Source organism: Sphingobacterium zeae (genome assembly GCF_030818895.1).
Lineage (GTDB): Bacteria > Bacteroidota > Bacteroidia > Sphingobacteriales > Sphingobacteriaceae > Sphingobacterium > Sphingobacterium zeae.
Window position 1 is genome coordinate 3,251,882 of sequence record NZ_JAUTBA010000001.1, and the last position, 20,597, is coordinate 3,272,478.

Consider the following 20,597-nt stretch of genomic DNA (forward strand, 5'->3'; position numbering starts at 1 on the left):
TTTGTAAACAATATGATGGTGAGTAATCAGTTTAAAACAACACTGCTTATCGGTCTAACTATGCCGATGAGCCTATTTATACTTGGCGTATATAACGGAGTAATGCAGACGCTTTATCGATCCGGAGTGCTTCATCAACATGCTACTGCAGGGATAAATTACTATCAAGGATTAACGATGCACGGAGTTATCAACGCTATTGTCCTCACAACGTTCTTTGCGGTAGTTTTTGGGCACTATACTATTACAAACTACCTTAAAAAGGAACCATCAAAGTGGTCCTACATGTTATCCATGATTCTCATGGTTATAGGTTCTGCGATAGATCTCGTTGTGATGGTATTGGGAAAAGCTTCAGCGCTTTACACTTTTTATGCTCCATTGCAGGCATCAGCTTTATTTTATATTGGGACTGCAATGTTAATAATAGGTAGCTGGATAGCATTCGCGGGATGGGTCAAGATCTGGTTTGAATGGAAAAAAGAAAATCCGTCGCTACATATGCCTATTGCTATTCTTGGAACATTCGTAAACTTCACCATGTGGTTTATGGCTAGCATTCCGGTCATCTATGAACTGCTCGTTTTGTTGACCCCTTGGGCCTTAGGCCTTACCAACCAAGTTAATGTACCAATGACCAGAACGCTGTTCTGGATGTTTGGTCATCCATTGGTATACTTTTGGATTTTACCTGCCTATGTAGGATATTACACCATGCTGCCAAAAATAGCCGGTGGAAAATTATATTCTGGCAATGCTGCTCGCCTGGCTTTGTTACTATTTCTAATCCTCTCAACACCTGTAGGCGTTCATCACCAGTTCAGCGAAGGTGGAATAGCACCTAGCATCAAGCTATGGGTAAGCATATTGACATTTGGAGTTTCCATTCCTAGCTTTATGACGGCTTTTACAGTAGGCGCTTCATTGGAATATGCGGGCCGTAAGCGAGGTGCTAAGGGACTTTTTCAGTGGATGTCTAGACTCCCTTGGTTAAGGGCTGACAATTATCTTTTCGGATATTTTATCTGCGGTTTGATTCTTTTCATTTTTGGCGGACTCTCGGGCATTGTCAATGGATCTTATACGCTGAATCAGTTGGTTCACAATACGGGCTGGGTGCCGGGGCACTTTCATATGACTGTTGCCGGACCATCCATTCTTTTTATCCTGGGTCTCACCCTTTTTATGTACCAGCACCTATCTGGAAAACCGATGACATCTAAATTTACGGTAACGATCATACCCTACCTGTGGACGGTCGGTGTCTCACTCTTGTCACATGGACTTATGGCTGGCGGATTGATGGGTGAGCCCCGTCGAACTAATATGGGTCTTACCTATACAAATCCGGAGAGTCCATTATACAATAGTCATTGGGTACCTTCATCAACCGTCACGATGGTCGGAGGTCTTATTATGGGAACAGCTGCATTACTCTACTTTATCTCATTTTTTAAAATGCTGTGCAATAAAGCTGTAGAGCTTCCAACAATCAGCATGCCCGAATCTGAAGAACTACATAATGAACGGGAAATACCACTATTGTTAAACATGAAACCTTGGATCATATTAGCGGTGATCCTAATTGGAAGTACCTATATTCCATCATTCAAAAATGTTTTTAAATATGGAAAACCTGTCGAAAGTAAATATCACATGGATAATCCATCAAATCTGATCGACAATGAAAAGTAAAACAAGAGTATATAGTTGGTTTGTTGCATTGGTATTAGCTGTGCCCTTATTAGCATTTATGTTGGTCCGTTATGTAGCATCAAACGATATCGCACTTCCATATTACGGTGAAAACTTTCTTGAGATAAAGAAAGGTGAGGCAAAGCATATTGGTGCTTTCGAATTTAGTAATCAGGAAGGTAAGTTGATATCCAGTGAATTTGTGAAGGGTAAAGTATGGATCGCCTGTTATTTTTTTACATCGTGTCCGACAATCTGCCCAAAAATGATTGCAGGCATGGGAGATATTCAAGAGGAATTTTCAGATGAACATCAGTTAAGAATGGTATCCTTTACGGTGGATCCGGACAGGGATACGCCTGCAGTATTAAAAGAGTATGCAAATATCCGGAACATCAATACCGTACAATGGAATCTAGTGACAGGTAGAAAAAAAGATCTATACAGGTATGCCCGTAAAGATCTTAAAATAATGGCGACAGATGGAGACGGTGGCCCACAAGACTTTATCCATAGCGATCGCATCGTACTTATCGATCAAAGCGGATATGCTAGAGGGTATTATGATGGCACCGAGGCAGCTGATATAAAACAGCTTATTAAAGATATAAAAAAACTATTAAAATAATTGAACCATGATGAAATTTATCGGGATTATCTTGATTGCTCTATTTTTCTTTTCATTTCCCATTTATGGGCAACGAAATATTGAAGCGGGAAAAAGTATATTCAAAAGCAGATGTGCATCTTGCCATTCAATAGACAAGCGAGTAATTGGTCCCGCACTAAAAGATGTAGATAAAAGACATGAAGAAAAGTGGATTATTGACTTCGTTCATTCTTCACAGACACTGATTATGGCCGGGGATGAAACAGCTAAAATGCTCTTTCAAGAATATAATAGAACAATTATGCCTGATCATAAGGACCTATCCCCAGAGCAAATTAGAAATATTATTGCCTATATTAAAAATGAAGGTAACGGTGTGCCCGCAAAAGCTTCAAAAAGATATGTGCCCGCATACACTAACCCTTACAAAGATAAAAATGGATTCGTTGATAAAATTTTATATCTAAATTTTGACGAAGCACAAAGTCCCCTAAAGTTTAGCGATACAACATCATGGCTGATTATTGCTTCAATTATTGCTCTACTGCTTACGATATTTTACTTGAGCGCTTATCTTAATTATGTTAGCGACACCTTAACTTCAAAAAAGAAACGAACATGAGAAGAAAGGGAGTCCGTAAAAAAAGTTGTATTGCTATAGAATTAAAAGCATATTTGAGAAATGGATAAAACTTACCCCACTTTTGATATCTGTAATTTGATAACGAATAAGCTATCAAATGACCTTTTCAATGCAGACAGGTTTCATGGCTATTTATTAAACAATCCACCGATCAAGAAAGTGCATAAGCACTCTTTTTATCATTTGGTATATTTTACTTCCGGTAAGGGACAGCATATCATAGACTTTAAATCTTATCCCATTGAAGCTGGCAGTATCTACTTTATGCGTCCCGGTCAGGTGCATAGGTGGGAATTTGAAAGCGATGTAGATGGTTACGTTATCAATTTTTCTGCTACTTTTTTCGATCAACTCGGCATAAATTCATCAATGATTGACCATTTCCCATTTTTTAATATTTTTTCCAGTGGTCAAATGTTAAAATTGAGTGAGAGTAACCGTGTCAATATAGTTTCCATTTTTGAAGATATTTTAAGAGAGCTATGCGAAAATCATCATCTAGCGCCAACAATCATTGCAGCCGACCTGCTTAGGCTATTTGTGTTATCAAGCAGAGAAATGGATGCTGAAATGCCAATTTTCGCCAAGACAAACTATAATTCTTTACTTTTTAAACAGTTTCTAGATTTGATAGAGGAGAATTTCAAAGAACTAAGGCTTCCGAAAGATTATGCTGCACTACTTTATATCACCTCCAATCACTTAAATTTTATCTGTAAAGACCAGATTAATATGTCCTCTGGAGAAATCATTCGGAATAGGATATTGCTGGAAGCAAAAAGAATGCTTGTAAACGTTGAGTTATCTGTTGCAGCAATCGCCATAGATTTGAATTTTTTTGATACATCTTATTTTATCAAATTTTTTAAAAAATACACACAATTTACGCCTGAGGCATTTAGAAAACAATATTACAACAAATCATAACAGTTCTTCAAACACTACACTATTACAAAATATAATCTACACATTAAAAGCGGGAGTTTGATCGGTTACGGTCGAAACTGTATGTGCTACATATGTAAATTACCATTTTTTACAGGATTAATACCGTTACTCAAGAGGAAAAATGTAATAGATTCGCATTATTTTTTAAAAAAGGGTATTGGTCTATGAAAGAACATTTAAAGCCACAAAAGGATATTGAGCTATCACCGGAATTTAATGTAAAAGATGGAAGATTATTTTATAGAGATATCGATCTATTTCGATTAGCTAAGGAATACGGCACGCCATTAAGATTTACATTTCTACCATCAATTACAGATCAAATTAAGGCGATGGATAATTTTTTTACAACGGTAATCGCACAAACTGGATATAGAGGGACATATACCTACTATTATTGTACGAAAAGTTCACATTTTCGGCATGTATTGAAAAAGGCCATGGAATTGAATATAGGTATCGAGATTTCTTCCGAATATGATATCGCATTGATCGAAGCCTTAATGAGGGAAGGAAGTATCACAACTCGCATAAAAGTTATTTGCAACGGATATAAAACACCGAGGTATCAAGACGGTATCATTTCGTTGATTGAAATGGGATCTTGTAATGTATTACCTATAATTGATAGTAAGAGTGAGCTTCAGCATTACATTAACAATTTATCGCATTTAAAAGAAATACAGATTGGAATACGTTTAAATCTTAGTTTTCTTCATTTCTACCCCCATGAATCGAGATTTGGACTCTCTCCTCAGGATATTAGAACTTTATTCAACACTGCTATTAAAACGAATAATTTTCTAAAATTTACCACACTACATTTCTTTAACGAAAAGGGAATGGCAGAAAACGATAGCTATTGGGATGTCCTAGAAGAGGTTGTAAAGTTTTATTGTGAAATGAGAAGGGTAAATTGTGATTTAACGACGTTGGATATCGGCGGAGGAATGCCCTTTAGGAATAATCCTGGAACCAATTTCGATATAATCCTTTTTGTTCATCGTATCGTGACTACCATTCAATATGTATGCCGGCAGGAGGGAGTACCTGAGCCAGACATTATCACAGAATTTGGAAAATATACTGTGTCAGAAGCAACCACTACTATATTTAAGATTCATGAGAAAAAAAGAGGCACACTTATCAATTGGGCTATAATAGATGGATCGTTCATTACCCACCTTCCCGACACTTGGGCGATTAGGCAAGAATATCCTGTTCTTCCAATAAATAATTTAGATCAAGAGCAATCACCTTTTGTTTTGGGTGGATTGACATGCGATAGTGCCGATATCTATCCGAATTCAGAAAAAAGGGAATTTATCAATTTACCTAATGGTGATGCCGAACAGTTTATTGCCTTTTTTCACACTGGAGCCTATCAGGAAGCACTCAGCGGATTTGGAGGTGTTAGCCATTGTATGATTCCAGATCCTAAACATATACTTATAGATAAAGATAATGATGGCAACCTTGCGATCAAGGTATTTTCTGAAAGGCAGAAGAGCAAAAATCTGCTACGCATATTAGGATATCAATAATATCTTATTCTTTTTAATTCGAATATCAGTTGCTCGCAGAGCCCCATATTTTCTCACGTGCTAACAATATATCATAAAGACCATTTTTTCTAGAATTAATACCACAATTATAAAAAAGCTTCCAGTAATTTTAATGGAGTAATTTTTATCAACAGATTATTTTTAAATATTAGGTATTATGACATTACATTTAGGTGACGATGCGCCCAATTTTGAGGCTAACACAACACATGGATTTATTAACTTCCACAATTTTCTTGGAGATAGCTGGGGGATATTGTTATCCCACCCCGCAGATTATACACCTGTATGTACAACAGAGTTGGGGCGAACTGCGCAGTTGAGCGATGAGTTTAAAAAAAGAGGCGTTAAGGCAATAGCCGTAAGTGTAGATGCTATTGAAGATCATCATGAATGGATTAAAGATATCAACCAGGTTAAACAAACAAATGTTGATTTTCCTTTAATTGCCGATCAGGACAGACTAGTATCAACTTTATACGATATGATCCACCCAAATGCATCTGGCACACAGACTGTACGTTCTGTATTCATCATTGATCCGCAAAAAAAAATACGCTTAACGATGACTTACCCAGCGTCAGCAGGTAGAAATTTCGATGAAATATTGCGTGTTATTGATTCCCTTCAATTGAGTGACCAATATAAAGTTGCTACACCTGCCGACTGGAACCTTGGCGACGATGTAATCATTTCACTCGGTTTAACTACTTCGGAAGCAATTGAAAAATTTCCTAAAGGGATAACAGAAGTCAAGCCTTATCTTAGATATACGCCCTATCCGAAAGAATAATTAGATACAGCTATTATTGTAATCGACAATCGGATACCTAATTGTCGATTACTGTCGTAGGCAAGTTTTCGTTCGATCCATTTAAGGTATTTTGTCTATGTTCAATTCCCCAAATGATCATAGCATCAATCACACTTTTAAAAGATTTCCCTGAAGTTGTAAATTCATATTCTATGATAATTGGAAAGCTGTCATGAACAATACGATTCACCATTCCGTTGAGCTCTAAGTCCCGCAGCTCTTTAGAAAGCATTCTCGGCGTAATTTTAGGAATTTCTTTTTCCAGGTCCTTAAAGCGTTTCCTGCCAAATTGCAAGGACGCCATAATAGGCAGCTTCCATTTACCAGCCAATACATTTAGGGTGTCATTTACCGCCAAAAGATAAGTCTCTGGACACTTCTGAATGACGTTGATATCGATCAGTTCCATTTTTCAATTATTATTATCCAAATTATTCACTATACTTTAGTATAGCACTATACAAAAGTAAGTAATTCCTTCGTAATTTTGTATAATCAAAACAAAGAACTGAATAATGAAGTGAAGGAAAACAATTTTTAGTGTTTTTAGTTGCGATTATAATTATTGGAAGCTTTTTCGCTTTCAATGAAAACGATACTTTTAAAAATAAAGATCAGCGAATGGAAATAGTTTCAAATCAAAAATTAAATGGGAAAATGAAAATTGAAATATGGAGCGACGTGATGTGTCCTTTTTGTTACATCGGGAAAGAAAAATTCGAAACTGCCTTAAGTGAATTTGCTTATAAAAACCAAGTAGAGGTTGAATGGAAAAGTTACCAGATTATGCCGGAATTGCAAACCCAACCCGATAAGAGTATTCATGAGGTTTTAGTGGATCAAAAAAGGATAAGCTTAGAGCAGGCCAAACAGCTTAATGGATACGCCACACAGATGGCAAAGCATGTAGGTCTGACCTACAACTTCGATAAAACAGTTCCTGTAAATACGCTAAAAGCTCATCAGTTTCAACATTTTGCTAAAGAAAACGGTAAGGGAGATCAAGCGGAAGAGATTATGTTTAAAGCCTACTTCACAGACGGTAAAAATGTTGATGACATTCCTACACTCGTTAGTTTGGGTCAATCGATAGGTTTAGACGGAGTGGCATTACAACAAGCCTTAGAGAATCAAATCTATATACAAGCGGTAAAAAAAGACATAACGGAAGCTCAGGAAATTGGTGTCAATGGGGTACCATATTTTGTTTTCGACAGAAAACGAGCAATTTCAGGAGCTCAAGATCCTAAAGTTTTCCTTGAGATACTACGAAAATCCTTTGAGGAGTGGAGAGAAGAAAAACCGAAAGGCAAACTTGACTTAATAGAAGGTGCTGTTTGTAAACCTGACGGTACATGTGAACAATAAATTTTAACAATAACATATAGCAAAATGAAAATAGCTGTTATCGGTGCTACCGGTTTTGTGGGTAGTCGAATCACAAATGAATTAGTAAATAGAAATCATCAGGTTTTGGCGATTTCGAGAAAAGAAAACACTTCGGATAAAAGTAATCTGCAGTTTGCACAAGTGGATGTCACAGATATTACTACTTTGACAGCATCCATAGAGGGGGTAGAAATAGTAGTGAATGCGTTCAGTCCAGACGCCAATAATCCAAATTTAGCAGAAGACTTTATGAAAGGTTCATTAGCCATTCAGGAAGCAGTTAGAAGTGCCGGTATTAAACGTTATATTATCGTGGGTGGTGGTGGAAGTTTGCTAAACGAAGAGGGCGTAGCGATCTTGGATACTTTACCGCAGGATTTGCCTTTTATCCCGAAAGCTCAAGCAACAAAAGCTTATTTTGATGCGATCAAACAGGAGAAAGATTTGGATTGGGCGTATTTTAGTCCTGCTTTGGAGATGAACCCAGGTATCACGATCGGCAGAACCGGTCAATACCGTTTGGGAACAGACCATCCGGTGATGAACGCGGACGGAAGAAATTTGCTTTCAGCAGAGGATGTCGCTGTAGTGATTGCAGACGAAGTTGAAAAACCTCGACATCATCAAACTAGATTTACAGCAGGGTATTGATGGTCAACGGATCATTCATAGTACTAGGTGGAATAATTCTAGAAGCATATATTTATCAAAGGTAGGTTAGGCTATCTGCCTTTGATTAATCTTGATTTATTCATTATTGATGTTTTATCATGGGAAATTTAATTCATACAGAAGCTAATATTTCATTATTAATATTAAGAGTGGTAGCTGGTATTATCATTTTGCCTTATGGATTAAAAAAAATAGGATGGAAGAAAAATAGTCCCGGAAAAAGTTTTCAGGGTACTATTGAAATGGGCGTTCCTTATTTTATTGTATTTTTGCTGACCGTAGCACAAACACTCGGCGCAGCTTCTCTCCTTTTTGGTTTTTTAGTAAGAATATCTGCTCTTGGTAACTTTATTGTAATGTCGGGTGCATTAGTTGTACATTTTAAAGACGGGTGGAGCATGAATTGGTATGGTAAAAAAAACGGTGAAGGGATAGAATATTTTGTTTTGATTTTATGCATCTTGTTCGTATTAATGTTAGACGGTGGAGGGTTATTTTCATTCGACCGCTTTTTAATGAACTTTTTTTGTTATTAACAAACAATTCGGTACACATCTGCTCAGTATTTGCCTCGGGTTGGTATCAAACAGAGTAAATTAGGTTCATAACATGGATTTGGTCTTGAGTAGCAATTCAAATGCAACAAAGCGGAAGTGATAAGTGGATACGGATTAGGAACAAACGTTAATTTAGCGTATAAAAAATGGAAAATAAAGAATTTAGATTTCAAGGACTGGATGCTAAAGCTGAATTACAGATTTCCTTGTGGCTTGTTATTCCCGCATTAATTATGATGTTTGGAACCTTGTATCTATCCCATCAAATTTTTTCGAATGCATTTTTTCTTTTCCCAATTATTATTGCGGCACTGATTACAATTTTAGGAAGTATCACACTACTGCAAATCATCAGCAATAAGATAAACGATAAGCAATGGATCATCAGAATCAGTAAACAAGAAACTATTAACGCAAGATTTAGAAATAATGTATATGATTTTAATCTGACTGATATCGTGATGATTAAAAATATGGGAAATAAAGGTGTTCGCTATTTAACCATTAAAACTAACGGTAGGCTTCTTAAAATAAGAGTCGGCCACACTGGCTTCGCTCCTTTTTCCACCGAAGCAGATATCACTGAGCTGGATGCATTTATAGCTTATCTAAGGCCATATATAGATCAGAATTTTAACACAAAAGTGCTCAAGAATGCAATAAACCCCAACGTTATTCCAAATTTTGGTGTATTTGTAAGAAAAGGCGAAAAAATCAAATACAGCATCATCAATAGGATGGAACCCTGGCAGGTTATTGCAATGATCTTATCCATAGGCATCATCACCATGATCATTTTTTTCAGTGTAATGGAATATTATTTTTTTAAGTAAAGTAAAAATGGCCGGAAAAAAGTTGTAGCGAACTATTAATTTAATCATCGTAGAGCCAATATGATGAAAGATTTAAATGTAAATTTAGACATGAGTAAAATTTTGCGAGAACAGCTCCGAAACTATATCGATATAACAGATGTGGAGTTTGATTATATTTTGAGCCATTTTAGCTTTAAGAAATTCAAAAAGCATCAATTCCTCATACAGGAAGGTCAGTTCGTATTAAATGATTACTTTTTGCTCTCTGGCTGTGTGAAATCATATTATACTGACGAAATCGGTAAAATACATATTCTTCTTTTCGCTATTCAGGATTGGTGGATAACAGATTACGAAGCCTATTATTATCATAAGAACGCAAAAGTCAATATTGATTGTCTAGAAGATACCGAAGTGCTATGCCTTAGCAATGAAAACAGAGAAAAGCTCTGCCGCGAATTCCATCAAGTCGAACATTTTTTCAGAAAGAAAACAAACCGCAGGAACGTGGCGTTGCAAAACAGGATCCTATCCTTACTGAGCAGCTCTGCAAAGGAGCGTTATGAAAAGTTTGTACAAGACTATCCATCGTTGGTGCAAAAGTTGCCCAAGCACATTGTTGCTGCTTATCTTGGTGTAACAAGAGAAACACTGAGTCGCTTATACGCGCCAAACAATTGATCTACCTCACATTTTTTTTGTGAGGTACGTCCTTTATATCTTTAAAGAATACCCTGAATTTTGTTTTGTCAAATTAAAAATTAAGCACAATGACAACATTTAACATTCAAACAGCAAGCAGCACTGTGAACTGGACAGGAAAGAAAATTCTGGGCTTACACACGGGAACTATTCAAATCAAAAGTGGTTTTTTGACTTTTGAAAACGATCAGATCATCGATGGAGAAATACAGATTGACATGACTTCAATTGTAATCACCGATATTTCTGACAAATCTATTTACAAGGAGTTTTTTGATCATTTAAACCACGATGATTTTTTCTCGGTCGATCAAATTAAGACAGCTTCTATGAAAATCAACAATGGAAGAAAGGAAAATATGCATTACTTCATTAGTGGTGATTTGACCATTAAGAATATTACACAGCCCATTCATTTTACGGCGACTGTAGAAATATTCAGCGATTTCTTGCATGCATTGGGCGAAATCAACATTGACCGGACATTGTACAATATTCGGTATGGCTCCGGAAAGTTTATACCGAATTTGGGCGACAAATTGATTTACGATGAGTTTGTACTACAGTTCAAATTAGTTGGGCAACGCTAAATTTATTCATATGTGGACAAAAACAAAATTCACTAAACTCCTTGGAATAGATTTACCCATCGTTCAAGGTCCCTTTGGTGGAAAACTATCCTCAGAGGATCTTACAGCACTAGTGTCAAATAAGGGCGGATTAGGCTCTTATGGTGGACAGCCGTATGATGCTGCCGAACTAATTTCTATATCTAGAGGCATCAGAAAATTGACCTCAAAACCATTTAACATTAATCTATGGGTTAATGATCAAGATGCTACGGCCGGAGATTTTGATGAAAGCAAGTTTCAGCAAGTTATCAAACTTTTGGAGCCATACTTTGAAGAGGTCGGTGCAGAACCACCGACATTTCCTTTGCCAGCGAGTCCTAAGTTTGAAGAGCAGATTGAAGCTATTTTTGAGATAAAACCAGCGGTTTTTAGTTTTGTTTATGGCATACCCTCTGAAGCAATTTTGGAGAAATGCCGGCGATTAGGAATCATAACGATAGGAACTGCTACTACGTTAGATGAAGCTATCGCTATAGAACATGCTGGAGTCGATGCCGTGGTAGCCACAGGCTTTGATGCAGGTGGGCATCGGGTTTCATTTCTGGATAAACCCGAAGAAAGTTTAATAGGAACGTTTTCATTTATTCCGCAAGTCGCGGATACCGTAAGAATCCCTGTCATAGGTGCTGGCGGTGTTGCCGATGCCCGTGGGGTAAAAGCGGCAATGGCACTGGGTGCCGACGCTGTTCAAATAGGAACAGCTTTTCTGGCTACCCGGCAATCTGGAGCAAGTAAAATACATCGTGAAAAATTATTTTCAAAAGAAGCCCGCTATACAACATTGACCAAAGTTTTTACAGGACGATTATCAAGAGGATTGAAAAACCGCTTGACAGAGGAGTTAAAAGAATTTCAAAATAGTTTGGCCCCTTATCCATTGCAGGGAAAAATTGTTGGTAAACTGGGGGCGTATCCTGCAAATTCCGAATCGGATCCTGAATTGAAGTCGTTTTGGGCAGGTCAGGCGGCCTCTATTCTTCAATATCATGACGCAGAAAAACTGATTGCAGCTATTAGTGCTGAAATGGAAAGATAAGAAGTATGTGCAATTTAAAAACGATCCGAAACTTACCTTTTACTCGTTACATCAATTATAGAAAAGCCGAGTTTTAAAGGTCGGCTTTTCTATACTCCATGTTGGCATTTGGGATTCGTTTATATGAATGTTAGATAGTTTTTCGCGACATAATCTTTAGGCTTCTTGATTTTTCCTTAGAGAACACTTTTTCAGCTGTTTTTGTTCCATATCGACTATAGTCTAGAGCAAAAAGGTTAAGAGCATTTGCCGAACCCAATGGTTCGGGTAAACCAACTTTATATAAACAAATCAGCAGCCAGTTTAATACTGGCTATTTTGTTAATTCAGATGAGATTGAACAGGATATTAGTAAAGTTGCTTTATACATCTTAGTCACTTTGGATTAAAGCTTACTCAGGAAGACTTGGATCATTTTTTTTGCCAGGATCAATGTCGATCGACAATAAATCGTGCGATTCACCCTTCAAATAACTGCGCATCTTTTCGCTCATAGCTCCCATAGCGAACGGAAAGTAATGCATATAACATATCAGGTTTTACGGCCTCTTGAATACTGTCCAAACGGTTTAACATGACATTTCTATACCGATATCTTCGTCTATATGCGTTGCTAACTACATTGCTATTTTCTCTCCATGTTTTTTCGCAAAAGCAATCAGGAGTGGATAGCAATGCGTTGGCAATTCAGTTCGTTGAGCGACAGCTTCCCGAGGGCGATTATACCGCAGCGGTGTTGGGAGTTCCACGTCCCAACGCAGCGCAACGTGCAATCGTTGAGAAAATGAAACAAGCCGTGACCGCCAATGAAGATTGGTTTTATAAAACAAGGAAGGAATTAAAACCAGGAGAGCCGATACCGTATCACGAGAATCTAGGTATTAGCGAAGAGGAGTATGCTGTTTTTATGAAGTTCTCCCAATCTGTCAAATTAGACAAAATAGGGGTTATTGAACTCAAGATCGTGCGTAAGGAAAATAGTTTACAATTTGAACCGAAAGATTTCGGCGACTATTTAAAATATCTAGTCTTCGATTTAAAAGACAAGAGGGTCAGGGTTGATAGTCTGGTATTGGAATACAAAGAGCAGATCACGATGGATGCCAAAAGGACAACATTGGTTGCAGGGCCATGGGTAGGTTACTCCTGGCAGCTCGAAGAAGTTAAGAAAGACGGACAATTAATTTCAGATCCAAATAAAGTAGTTCCTGCAGAAATGGGAGAATTGGATATAAAATCTATTAAGGTAATCATTGGCGAACTCGCTCATAGCAATCAGCGTTTTCTATATCTCAAGAGTAACATTGTCAATAAAGGACATTTGCTTGCAAAACAGGATTTAGCTCTTATATTAACAAAAAAATAAGCTGAAATCCAACGTCATGCTTAACTTATTGACTGATCGGAAGATTACATAAGGAGCTCAATTCTGCGGCATTATCTCATTTGTTTGCTTAAGATAACTTTTTATCTTGAATAAACCTTTAAAGTGAAACCGACCAGTGTCTGTAACGAAGTGAGGTTTTCATCATTGAGATGCAGCAGCTTCTTTCAAGAATTTTTTAAGGACCGTGCAGTGTACTATACCTCAAGTCTCATCAATAAACAATTAGCACGAGGTATGAAGGATAGTGATTATTACCTACCAGAGGTTTACTTTATTGGTATTTTGGAGTTTGACATGGATAGAAATAGAAGTTCTGGTATATCACGTGTCACAGAGCGTCCTTATTTCTATGATGTGGCACTGTGTGGCAAATTGACCAAAGCAGTGGTTGTACTTACTCAAACATTTGAGTACCATGGATAGATTGCCATCATTTTTCGATAAAATATCATTTAGATAGGAGAGATAGGTAAATTAACGGAGGAGGAGCTAATGTTATACGAAGCAAGTTTAAAACATAAGCGTGATACTGAGAGCGTATTTAATTCGGCCAAAAAATCCGGAGAAGCCTTGGGTCACGCTAAAGGCCTAGCAGAGGGTAAAGCTAAAGGTTTAGCAGAAGGAGAGCGTAGAAAAGCGCTTAACACTGCTAAGGCATTCAAGGAAATGGGGCTACCTATAGCTGATATTGCTAAGGGCACAACACTTTCTGCCGAAGAGGTCGAAAACTCTAGTACATCGGTGCTAGCGTGCTATAAGTGAAACCTCTCTCGCACCAGGCTAAAACCATCAATCATTTTATTTCCAACTTTGCGTTAATACATGACTTACCAATTATCGATATTGGCGGATTTTTCAAGAATGGATTTAATCAGCCCATTAAAGTACGCGTTTACGAATTGATGCCTTTTCTCTTTTTTGGGGTTACCGTTGCCTTTGAAATAAAATTTTTTCACATCCATTTTATTCCAAGTGCCGTTGTAGTTCATAATTTGAGCACTGAAAGTTGGACTGTTGATTCTTATTTTTCCATCTTTAAACAAAAAAGACAAGGTGTAATCGACATCGTAGTAAGCGATAGCGGATGTTTTAAGTCCTCTTTGTTGGTAGGCTGCTAAAGTTATCGCTTGCCCGGGAACCAAAGTCAAGCCTTCTTTGGGATTGGAATATAAGCTATTGATCGACTTTAATACATTGTCGTAAAGTTCTTGCTGTTTAGCGCCAGGAACTTCTACTACGGTATAATCTAGATTCTCTTTTGAAACGAAACCTGTTGGCGCTAGAGTAAAATATTGTGAAAATGCTAAATTTGTAAACAGAAGCAAAAATATTCCGATAAGGATGTAATTTTTCATATTCAATTGTTTTAAAGGGAATTAAATAAGTCAACTTTACAAAAAGATCTTTAATTCCATCAATTCTTTTTGCAATGTACTTGTTTGTAAAGAAAATTCAAAATTAAATGGTTGGAGAATTAAAAGTAGCTGGCGCGCCGATGAGACATTAGTGTGCATTTTATTATTTTCTTACCTTAGTTACTTTGAAACGATGAAAAAGATATAGGGTGCCCGGTATGATTTCTATAGAAGATTTTTTAAGCGAATATTTTGGTATCCTGCAAATTGATGCAGATGAGGTCAATTGTTGTGTAATCAGTTTAAAGGACTATCAGTATGTTATTGACGCCGTCAAGTTAAATTTTTACCTGGTCATTTTATGCCATCGGGGGGAATGTAATGTCACTGTTGGGCACCACGATTTTTCAATAAGTACATCTACCATATCCATCATTCCGCCACAAACACTTTTTTCCATTAAAACCTTTGCTAAAACTTTTGTAGCTGATTTTTTGTTTTTTAAATCCGACTTTATCAAGAAAGGATTTGTAAAAAGTGAAGTTATGGAAGAGCTGCTGCTGATCAATCCAGATTATCCTCCCATTTTTGATCTGGAAGAAACGAAATTTCTGGATTTCTCTTATAAATTCGCGAAGATAAGGGACGAGACAGAAAGTCAGGCACCTTTTTGTCTTGAAGTGTCCAGGCTGTATATTCTGCAGATTTTATATGACTATAACAGAGTCTGTGAATTGTGTCTATTAAATTCGGATAAGTTAATTAATCGGCAGTACCAAGTTATGTATGCATTCAGAAAACTCGTAGATAGAAATTTTCATCAGTACAAAACCGTGAAGGAATATGCAGACCTCATGTATCTGTCGTCAAAATATCTAAGCGAGTGCGTGAAAAATCAGACCGGCATATCTGCTCTCGCTCTTATTCAAAACAGGATCATGCTCGAAGCCGAATTGCTCTTAAAATATGCGACGCTTTCCGTAAAAAACATTTCTGATAAACTGGGTTTTACTTCCGCGTCCTCTTTTTCCCGTTTTTTCAAATCCGTAAAAGGTGTTTCTCCCATACACTACCGTGAAAAACCGAAAAATTGACAACATAATCGGAACTTCCGTAATTGTTTTAATCTGTTTTCATTTAGAAATTTGTTCGAGGAAATTAAAGCAAATTTATGAAGAAATTAGTGATAACAATGGCATCTGCTACTGCTTTAGCTTTTGCTGCATCCTGCACTCAGCAGCTAGATAAACAAATTTCAAATGGAAATAACAAGATGAAAGCGGTACAATTCAGAATAGCACGGCCTACCAACAATTTGGATGAAGTAGTTAAATTCTATAATCAAATGCTCGGTATGGAAATAATCGGCAAATTTGAAGATCATTTGGGTTACGATGGCGTGATGTTGGGTATGCCTGACAAAACCTATCATCTGGAGTTTACCCAGCAAGCGGAAAAGGCTCCTTTACCCGAACCAACAAAGGAAAACCTACTCGTTTTTTACTACGATAATGAAGACGATTATAAACGCGCAAATGAGCGTTTAAAGAATGCGGGAATTGGTGGCGTCGAACCTGAAAATCCGTACTGGAAAGATAAAAGTGTCACTTATGAAGATCCAGACGGGTGGAGAGTTGTACTGTTTAATGGAGTATATAATCCGTGAGGAGGATATTGAGGTGAATGATCCTGAGGTGTATGCTGCGCCAGATGGGGCAAGCTGTTGGTGTTCATCATTATGATTGATAAAGAGCTTTATTGACTTCACCTGCAGCAGGGATCATTTTGCGGTTATGCATTTTGGATCTTTACCTGCGGTGAAGTCTAATGCTCTTCGTTTTTCATGATTCTAAAGAAATATTCTCTGTTTGCTCGCGATATGGGAATGGTATCATTGTTTAGCATCATGATAATCCCATCCTTAGAAAAGCTAGTCACGAAATCTGTATTTATTAAATGCGACTGATGTACGCGTATAAAATTGGGTGAAATAAGGATATCTTCGTAATATTTCAATGGTTTGGAAACAATTATGTGCTGCCCGTTCTTGAGAATAAATGTTGTATAGGAACCCGAGGTTTCACACCTGATGATGTTTTTGAGCTGCACAACATGCATAGCCTCTATGGTGGGAAGCACTATTCTATCATGCTTTTTTGCGATACTCGAAGAAGGAGGAATAACATGTTGAAAATCCATATATTCAGATTTTTTGCCTGCTATACGATAAAGCGTCTCTCTTAACTCATGATGGTCTATTGGTTTCAGAAGATAGTCGATAGCATTAAATTTGAATGCCTTTATCGCATGCTCCTCATACGCAGTAGTAAAAACAAGATGGAAATTCTTATGACTAATCTGTTCAAGAACATCAAAACCGGTCCCGTTTTTTAGCATGATATCCATAAAAACCAGGTCTGGCTTTAAACGGTCAATAATTTTGACGGCTTCCGGCAGCCCTTCCGCGTAACCGATCACCTGGATTTGTTCGGACGCCACCATTTCAAGAAGGATAGAAAGGGCCTCTCTTAGATGATATTCATCTTCTATAATAACTGCTTTATACATTTTTATACGATTGGAATATTGATCGTGATTGTGCATCCATCACCAGAGCTTTGGGAGGTAAAATGAGGTATACGCTCGCCTGAGTCATTCTTTGCATAGAGTGCCAGTCTTTCATCTATTATTTTTATGGCCAATGGATCATGTTTGTTTTTTTGTTTTCCTGTTTGAGAAGCCTCCATTCCAATTCCATTATCTTTGATAACACAAATCAATACCTGCTCCATTGATTTTTTTGTAAATGTTATAACCAAGTTTCCTTTCCGATGTGACAAAGGTTTTAGCCCGTGTTCGATCGCATTTTCCACCAAAGGTTGTATGAGCAGGGGTGGTATTTTTTCGTCCATATTGATGTCGTCTGCAAATTCGATGCTATAATCAAACGAATGGTTAAGCCTCAGTTGTTGCAGTTCAATGTAACTTTTCAAGTTTGCGGTCTCCTCCTGCAAGGTTACTGATTCTTTTCTGGAATGATACAAGGTCTCTCTGGTTAGCCGTGCAAATTTATTCAGATAGGTGAGCGCTTTTGTACGGTCATCTTTCAGGATAATGCTCTGAATATTCGCAAGGCAATTAAAAATAAAATGAGGGTCCATCTGAGACTGAAGAAACCGTCGTTCCAGCGAAAGCTTCGCCAATAGGTTTTCAAGACTGTCCTTTTCCAGCAGGTTGAGCTTGAGTTGATCATTTATTTGCTGCTGTTTCAAGTTATCCGCTTGCTTCTGGTAAAATCGTTTTCTATAGTAAAAAGAAATGAAAATAAAAATAACAATAACCAGCAAGATCAGGGAAATTACATAGCCCAGATTCTTATTTTTTTCCTGAAGCAATTTTTCATTCTCTAACTGCTTTATTTTACGAATTTTTTCAGCCGATTCAAATTTTATTTCCGCAAGCTGTAAATTCCGCTGCATGGTTTCGTCGTAGGTAAGGCGATTATATTTGCTAAAGGACTGGTCATAACGATAATAAGAAGAATAATCTTTTTCGCTAGCGGCGACTTCCTTGAGGCTGGCATAAAACTGGGCTAATATTTCATGGTCTTTATACGGTAGCCGAAGCTGGTAAGCAATTCCTTCCAGAAACATTTTCTTTGCTCTGCTATATTCCCCCTGATACAATAAATATTTTCCACGCAATCCCAGACTGTTTCGGTAAGTAACCTTCACATTGTATTTTTTGCTTATGGCAATGGCCGTATCCAATTGCCGTGTAAATAACATGCCATCCATCAGCTTTGGCCGTCGTATCAACAGTGCCGCAAGATTAAGATGAGAAATAGCAATGTTACTCTTACTCGGTATCCTATTGTTGTTCACAGAAGCGTAGTCTGCAGTCTGCTTTAAAAATTGTACAGAGTTCTCCCATAAGGAAATGTTATCTGCGTGTTTATCTGTCAACCCTGTCAGGTAAGAGCCCATTGCCAATCGGGCGTGTAGTATGCTTTCAGCATTTGAAGATTGTTGCGCATGTTTCATCGCTTCGCGCACATATTTTTCGACCCGATCATCCGAACTTAAGGAAAAGCTATAAGAAATATCGGCGCATATCTGAGCGCATAGCGCATAATTTTTATGCTTTTCAAAAAGTGTATTGGCTTGAAGCTGGTAATTCAGCGCGGCTGTATTTTCATCGAAATAGGACTTGAGGTTTCCCATAACCATATACGCGTAAGCCTTTGCCCGCTCATCATTTGTTTGTGAGGAAATTTTGTAGGCTTGCTCGGCATAGTTATTAAATTCCTTTGGGCTATTCAGTCTTCGATAAGTTAATGCCAAAAAGGCAAGACAGATTGCTTCATCTTTTTTAGAATTTGATTTCCTGGCCAATAAGAGCGCGTTATTGAGCATTTGTTTCGCTTTCGCACTATCCGTAAATCTGTACGAGTATCCCTGGGATGCCAATGATTCTATTTTTGAGTCCTGGGCTTTCAGTGAAGCGTTGAATACCATCAACGGAATTAATATTGCATGGAAAAAATAGCGTTTGGTGAAATGTAGGTGATCCATAAAATGCTGCAATATTTTTTTTTCAAATATAGCTATTAAATCATTGGGTTAGTTTTTCGTATAGGGGCTCAAATCTACCAAACAACAAGTAAAAACGTCCAGATACAAATTACCCCTTGGAATCGATCGCTTTAAAATAGTAATATTGATCTGCTTAACTGACAAAAACACATCAGCGAAATAAACGTAAACGGCGTAAAACTTGATTAATATGGAAAATACAATTAAAAATTTTAAGAAAGAGGGTAACCGTTATATACTTAAACGGCAGTATGGATTCGGTATATTGATTGTCGCTGGTCTTACAGTTTTGGCCTGGTTCGGATACACATCTAATAATGCAGCGATGATGTGGATTTTTGGAATCTTCGCGGCACTATGTTTTTTATCCATTTATACAGAGCGCATGGTGATTGATTTAGATGCAAAAGCTTTGTTTATCAAAAGAGGTTTAAAAGCAGAGACATGCATTCCATTTTCAGATATTGCCCATTACCAGATGAGTAGGTTGATCTACATCTTTATACCCGTCAATACATCACTCAATGTACGCTATTTTTCAAAAGGTGAGGAGAAATTTGCCATTGTTGCACAGGGCCTGTCAAAACGTGGTATGCAGGATATTTTAAATGATATCGAAGAAATAACACGTCCTTATGTCGGAAATTAGCATGTATAAAATCGTTGACAGTGGTAAACTATTTAGTTTTACGCCCAATCGCCAAAGCGTTAAGCTATCAGTTTGGACACTTGTTGTTGTTTTATCACTGGTTTTACTATCCATTATCTTTTTTCATGATATCAACCGGGGAATGGCCATTCTTCTTGTTGTGCTCGGTCCATATCTCATTCTACATAGCCTTTATGATATTTTCATACGCGCCGAAATCTGCTACATGTTTGATCAAGAAGACCGAATTGTATATAGGAAAAAGCCGTTATTTCCTACAAAAAAGATCATGGCATTTGAAGAAATGGTCATTTTCACCAGCACCACCGGAAGCTATTGGCACTATGCCATTGGGGCAAAAAATAATCATCTGGTAAAAAGTTATAGGATCAGTGAAGACTTTAGGGAGGGAAGAAAAAAATCCGCAAATGAATCAGCATACGAGAGCGCTATTTTAGCAAAGCTCCATGAAATGCGGCAATTGCCCGTAGGTTAGAATCGAACTATATGGTTGTCAGTTTCTCTGAATTTAA

The 20,597-nt window shown here is 37.4% G+C and carries 24 protein-coding genes; 20 read left to right on the forward strand and 4 right to left on the reverse strand.

All coding sequences use genetic code 11. The features are described 5' to 3' along the window. Positions 1–12: 12 nt before the first annotated feature. The 6 genes from QE382_RS13590 to QE382_RS13615 all read left to right on the forward strand — a co-directional run bounded on the left by QE382_RS13590 (position 13) and on the right by QE382_RS13615 (position 6,254). On the forward strand, positions 13–1,695 hold the full coding sequence (locus QE382_RS13590) for a cbb3-type cytochrome c oxidase subunit I (RefSeq protein WP_307186373.1): 1,683 nt from the start codon (positions 13–15) through the stop codon (positions 1,693–1,695). Continuing rightward, entirely contained in the window at positions 1,685–2,323 is a 639-nt protein-coding gene (locus QE382_RS13595) for an SCO family protein (protein WP_307186374.1), read from the forward strand. The genes QE382_RS13590 and QE382_RS13595 overlap by 11 nt, the downstream gene beginning before the upstream one ends. Before the next feature lie 7 nt (positions 2,324–2,330). Continuing rightward, a complete protein-coding gene (locus QE382_RS13600) occupies positions 2,331–2,927 on the forward strand; it encodes a c-type cytochrome (RefSeq protein ID WP_307186375.1) in 597 nt (198 codons plus the stop codon). A gap of 60 nt (positions 2,928–2,987) precedes the next feature. Then, positions 2,988–3,875: a helix-turn-helix domain-containing protein gene (locus QE382_RS13605; protein WP_307186376.1), complete on the forward strand. Its 888-nt coding sequence runs from the start codon at positions 2,988–2,990 to the stop codon at positions 3,873–3,875. Between the two features lie 185 nt (positions 3,876–4,060). After that, a complete protein-coding gene (locus QE382_RS13610; protein ID WP_307186377.1) occupies positions 4,061–5,440 on the forward strand; it encodes a type III PLP-dependent enzyme domain-containing protein in 1,380 nt (459 codons plus the stop codon). Between the two features lie 178 nt (positions 5,441–5,618). After that, positions 5,619–6,254: a peroxiredoxin gene (locus QE382_RS13615; RefSeq protein ID WP_307186378.1), complete on the forward strand. Its 636-nt coding sequence runs from the start codon at positions 5,619–5,621 to the stop codon at positions 6,252–6,254. Positions 6,255–6,291: 37 nt separating this feature from the next. Here QE382_RS13615 and QE382_RS13620 read toward each other — a convergent pair whose 3' ends face one another. Continuing rightward, positions 6,292–6,684, reverse strand: a complete 393-nt coding sequence (locus QE382_RS13620; protein WP_307186379.1) for a winged helix-turn-helix transcriptional regulator — start codon at positions 6,682–6,684, stop codon at positions 6,292–6,294. A gap of 131 nt (positions 6,685–6,815) precedes the next feature. On the opposite strand from QE382_RS13620, the gene QE382_RS13625 reads away from it, so the two are divergent. From QE382_RS13625 to QE382_RS13670, 10 genes are all read left to right on the forward strand, one after another. After that, positions 6,816–7,643, forward strand: coding sequence for a DsbA family oxidoreductase (locus QE382_RS13625; RefSeq protein ID WP_307186380.1), 828 nt, complete (start codon positions 6,816–6,818; stop codon positions 7,641–7,643). 24 nt (positions 7,644–7,667) lie between these two features. After that, positions 7,668–8,315 carry an NAD(P)-dependent oxidoreductase gene (locus tag QE382_RS13630; protein WP_307186381.1) on the forward strand — a complete coding sequence of 216 codons (648 nt, stop codon included), beginning with the start codon at positions 7,668–7,670 and terminating at the stop codon, positions 8,313–8,315. Positions 8,316–8,434: 119 nt separating this feature from the next. Further along, entirely contained in the window at positions 8,435–8,872 is a 438-nt protein-coding gene (locus tag QE382_RS13635; protein WP_307186382.1) for a DoxX family protein, read from the forward strand. A gap of 167 nt (positions 8,873–9,039) precedes the next feature. Then, a complete protein-coding gene (locus QE382_RS13640) occupies positions 9,040–9,726 on the forward strand; it encodes a hypothetical protein (RefSeq protein WP_307186383.1) in 687 nt (228 codons plus the stop codon). A gap of 90 nt (positions 9,727–9,816) precedes the next feature. Then, positions 9,817–10,389 (forward strand): Crp/Fnr family transcriptional regulator, encoded by a 573-nt coding sequence (locus tag QE382_RS13645; RefSeq protein ID WP_307186384.1) that lies wholly within the window; start codon positions 9,817–9,819, stop codon positions 10,387–10,389. An 89-nt stretch (positions 10,390–10,478) separates the two neighbouring features. Then, positions 10,479–11,000 (forward strand): YceI family protein, encoded by a 522-nt coding sequence (locus QE382_RS13650; RefSeq protein WP_307186385.1) that lies wholly within the window; start codon positions 10,479–10,481, stop codon positions 10,998–11,000. A 10-nt stretch (positions 11,001–11,010) separates the two neighbouring features. Next, complete coding sequence (locus QE382_RS13655; RefSeq protein WP_307186386.1) at positions 11,011–12,078, forward strand: NAD(P)H-dependent flavin oxidoreductase; 1,068 nt, start codon at positions 11,011–11,013, stop codon at positions 12,076–12,078. 574 nt (positions 12,079–12,652) lie between these two features. Further along, positions 12,653–13,444: a hypothetical protein gene (locus QE382_RS13660; protein WP_307186387.1), complete on the forward strand. Its 792-nt coding sequence runs from the start codon at positions 12,653–12,655 to the stop codon at positions 13,442–13,444. A gap of 123 nt (positions 13,445–13,567) precedes the next feature. Further along, positions 13,568–13,888: a PD-(D/E)XK nuclease family transposase gene (locus QE382_RS13665; protein WP_307186388.1), complete on the forward strand. Its 321-nt coding sequence runs from the start codon at positions 13,568–13,570 to the stop codon at positions 13,886–13,888. A 69-nt stretch (positions 13,889–13,957) separates the two neighbouring features. After that, a complete protein-coding gene (locus tag QE382_RS13670) occupies positions 13,958–14,227 on the forward strand; it encodes a hypothetical protein (RefSeq protein ID WP_307186389.1) in 270 nt (89 codons plus the stop codon). A gap of 65 nt (positions 14,228–14,292) precedes the next feature. On the opposite strand, the gene QE382_RS13675 is transcribed toward QE382_RS13670, so the two are convergent. After that, the gene (locus QE382_RS13675) at positions 14,293–14,820 is read right to left on the reverse strand and encodes a DUF4468 domain-containing protein (RefSeq protein ID WP_307186390.1); all 528 of its coding nucleotides are present in this window, start codon (positions 14,818–14,820) and stop codon (positions 14,293–14,295) included. Between the two features lie 218 nt (positions 14,821–15,038). Between QE382_RS13675 and QE382_RS13680 the strand changes: the two genes are divergently transcribed. Together QE382_RS13680 and QE382_RS13685 are read left to right on the forward strand one after the other, a co-directional pair. Beyond that, a complete protein-coding gene (locus QE382_RS13680; protein WP_307186391.1) occupies positions 15,039–15,914 on the forward strand; it encodes an AraC family transcriptional regulator in 876 nt (291 codons plus the stop codon). 77 nt (positions 15,915–15,991) lie between these two features. Further along, a complete protein-coding gene (locus tag QE382_RS13685) occupies positions 15,992–16,486 on the forward strand; it encodes a VOC family protein (RefSeq protein WP_307186392.1) in 495 nt (164 codons plus the stop codon). A 158-nt stretch (positions 16,487–16,644) separates the two neighbouring features. On the opposite strand, the gene QE382_RS13690 is transcribed toward QE382_RS13685, so the two are convergent. Both QE382_RS13690 and QE382_RS13695 read right to left on the reverse strand, forming a co-directional pair. Then, entirely contained in the window at positions 16,645–17,388 is a 744-nt protein-coding gene (locus QE382_RS13690) for a LytR/AlgR family response regulator transcription factor (RefSeq protein ID WP_307186393.1), read from the reverse strand. Positions 17,389–17,390: 2 nt separating this feature from the next. Continuing rightward, a complete protein-coding gene (locus tag QE382_RS13695) occupies positions 17,391–19,394 on the reverse strand; it encodes a sensor histidine kinase (RefSeq protein WP_307186394.1) in 2,004 nt (667 codons plus the stop codon). A gap of 211 nt (positions 19,395–19,605) precedes the next feature. On the opposite strand from QE382_RS13695, the gene QE382_RS13700 reads away from it, so the two are divergent. Continuing rightward, complete coding sequence (locus QE382_RS13700; RefSeq protein ID WP_293883424.1) at positions 19,606–20,064, forward strand: hypothetical protein; 459 nt, start codon at positions 19,606–19,608, stop codon at positions 20,062–20,064. Then, positions 20,051–20,560 carry a hypothetical protein gene (locus QE382_RS13705; protein ID WP_293883427.1) on the forward strand — a complete coding sequence of 170 codons (510 nt, stop codon included), beginning with the start codon at positions 20,051–20,053 and terminating at the stop codon, positions 20,558–20,560. The genes QE382_RS13700 and QE382_RS13705 overlap by 14 nt, the downstream gene beginning before the upstream one ends. Positions 20,561–20,597 lie beyond the last annotated feature (37 nt).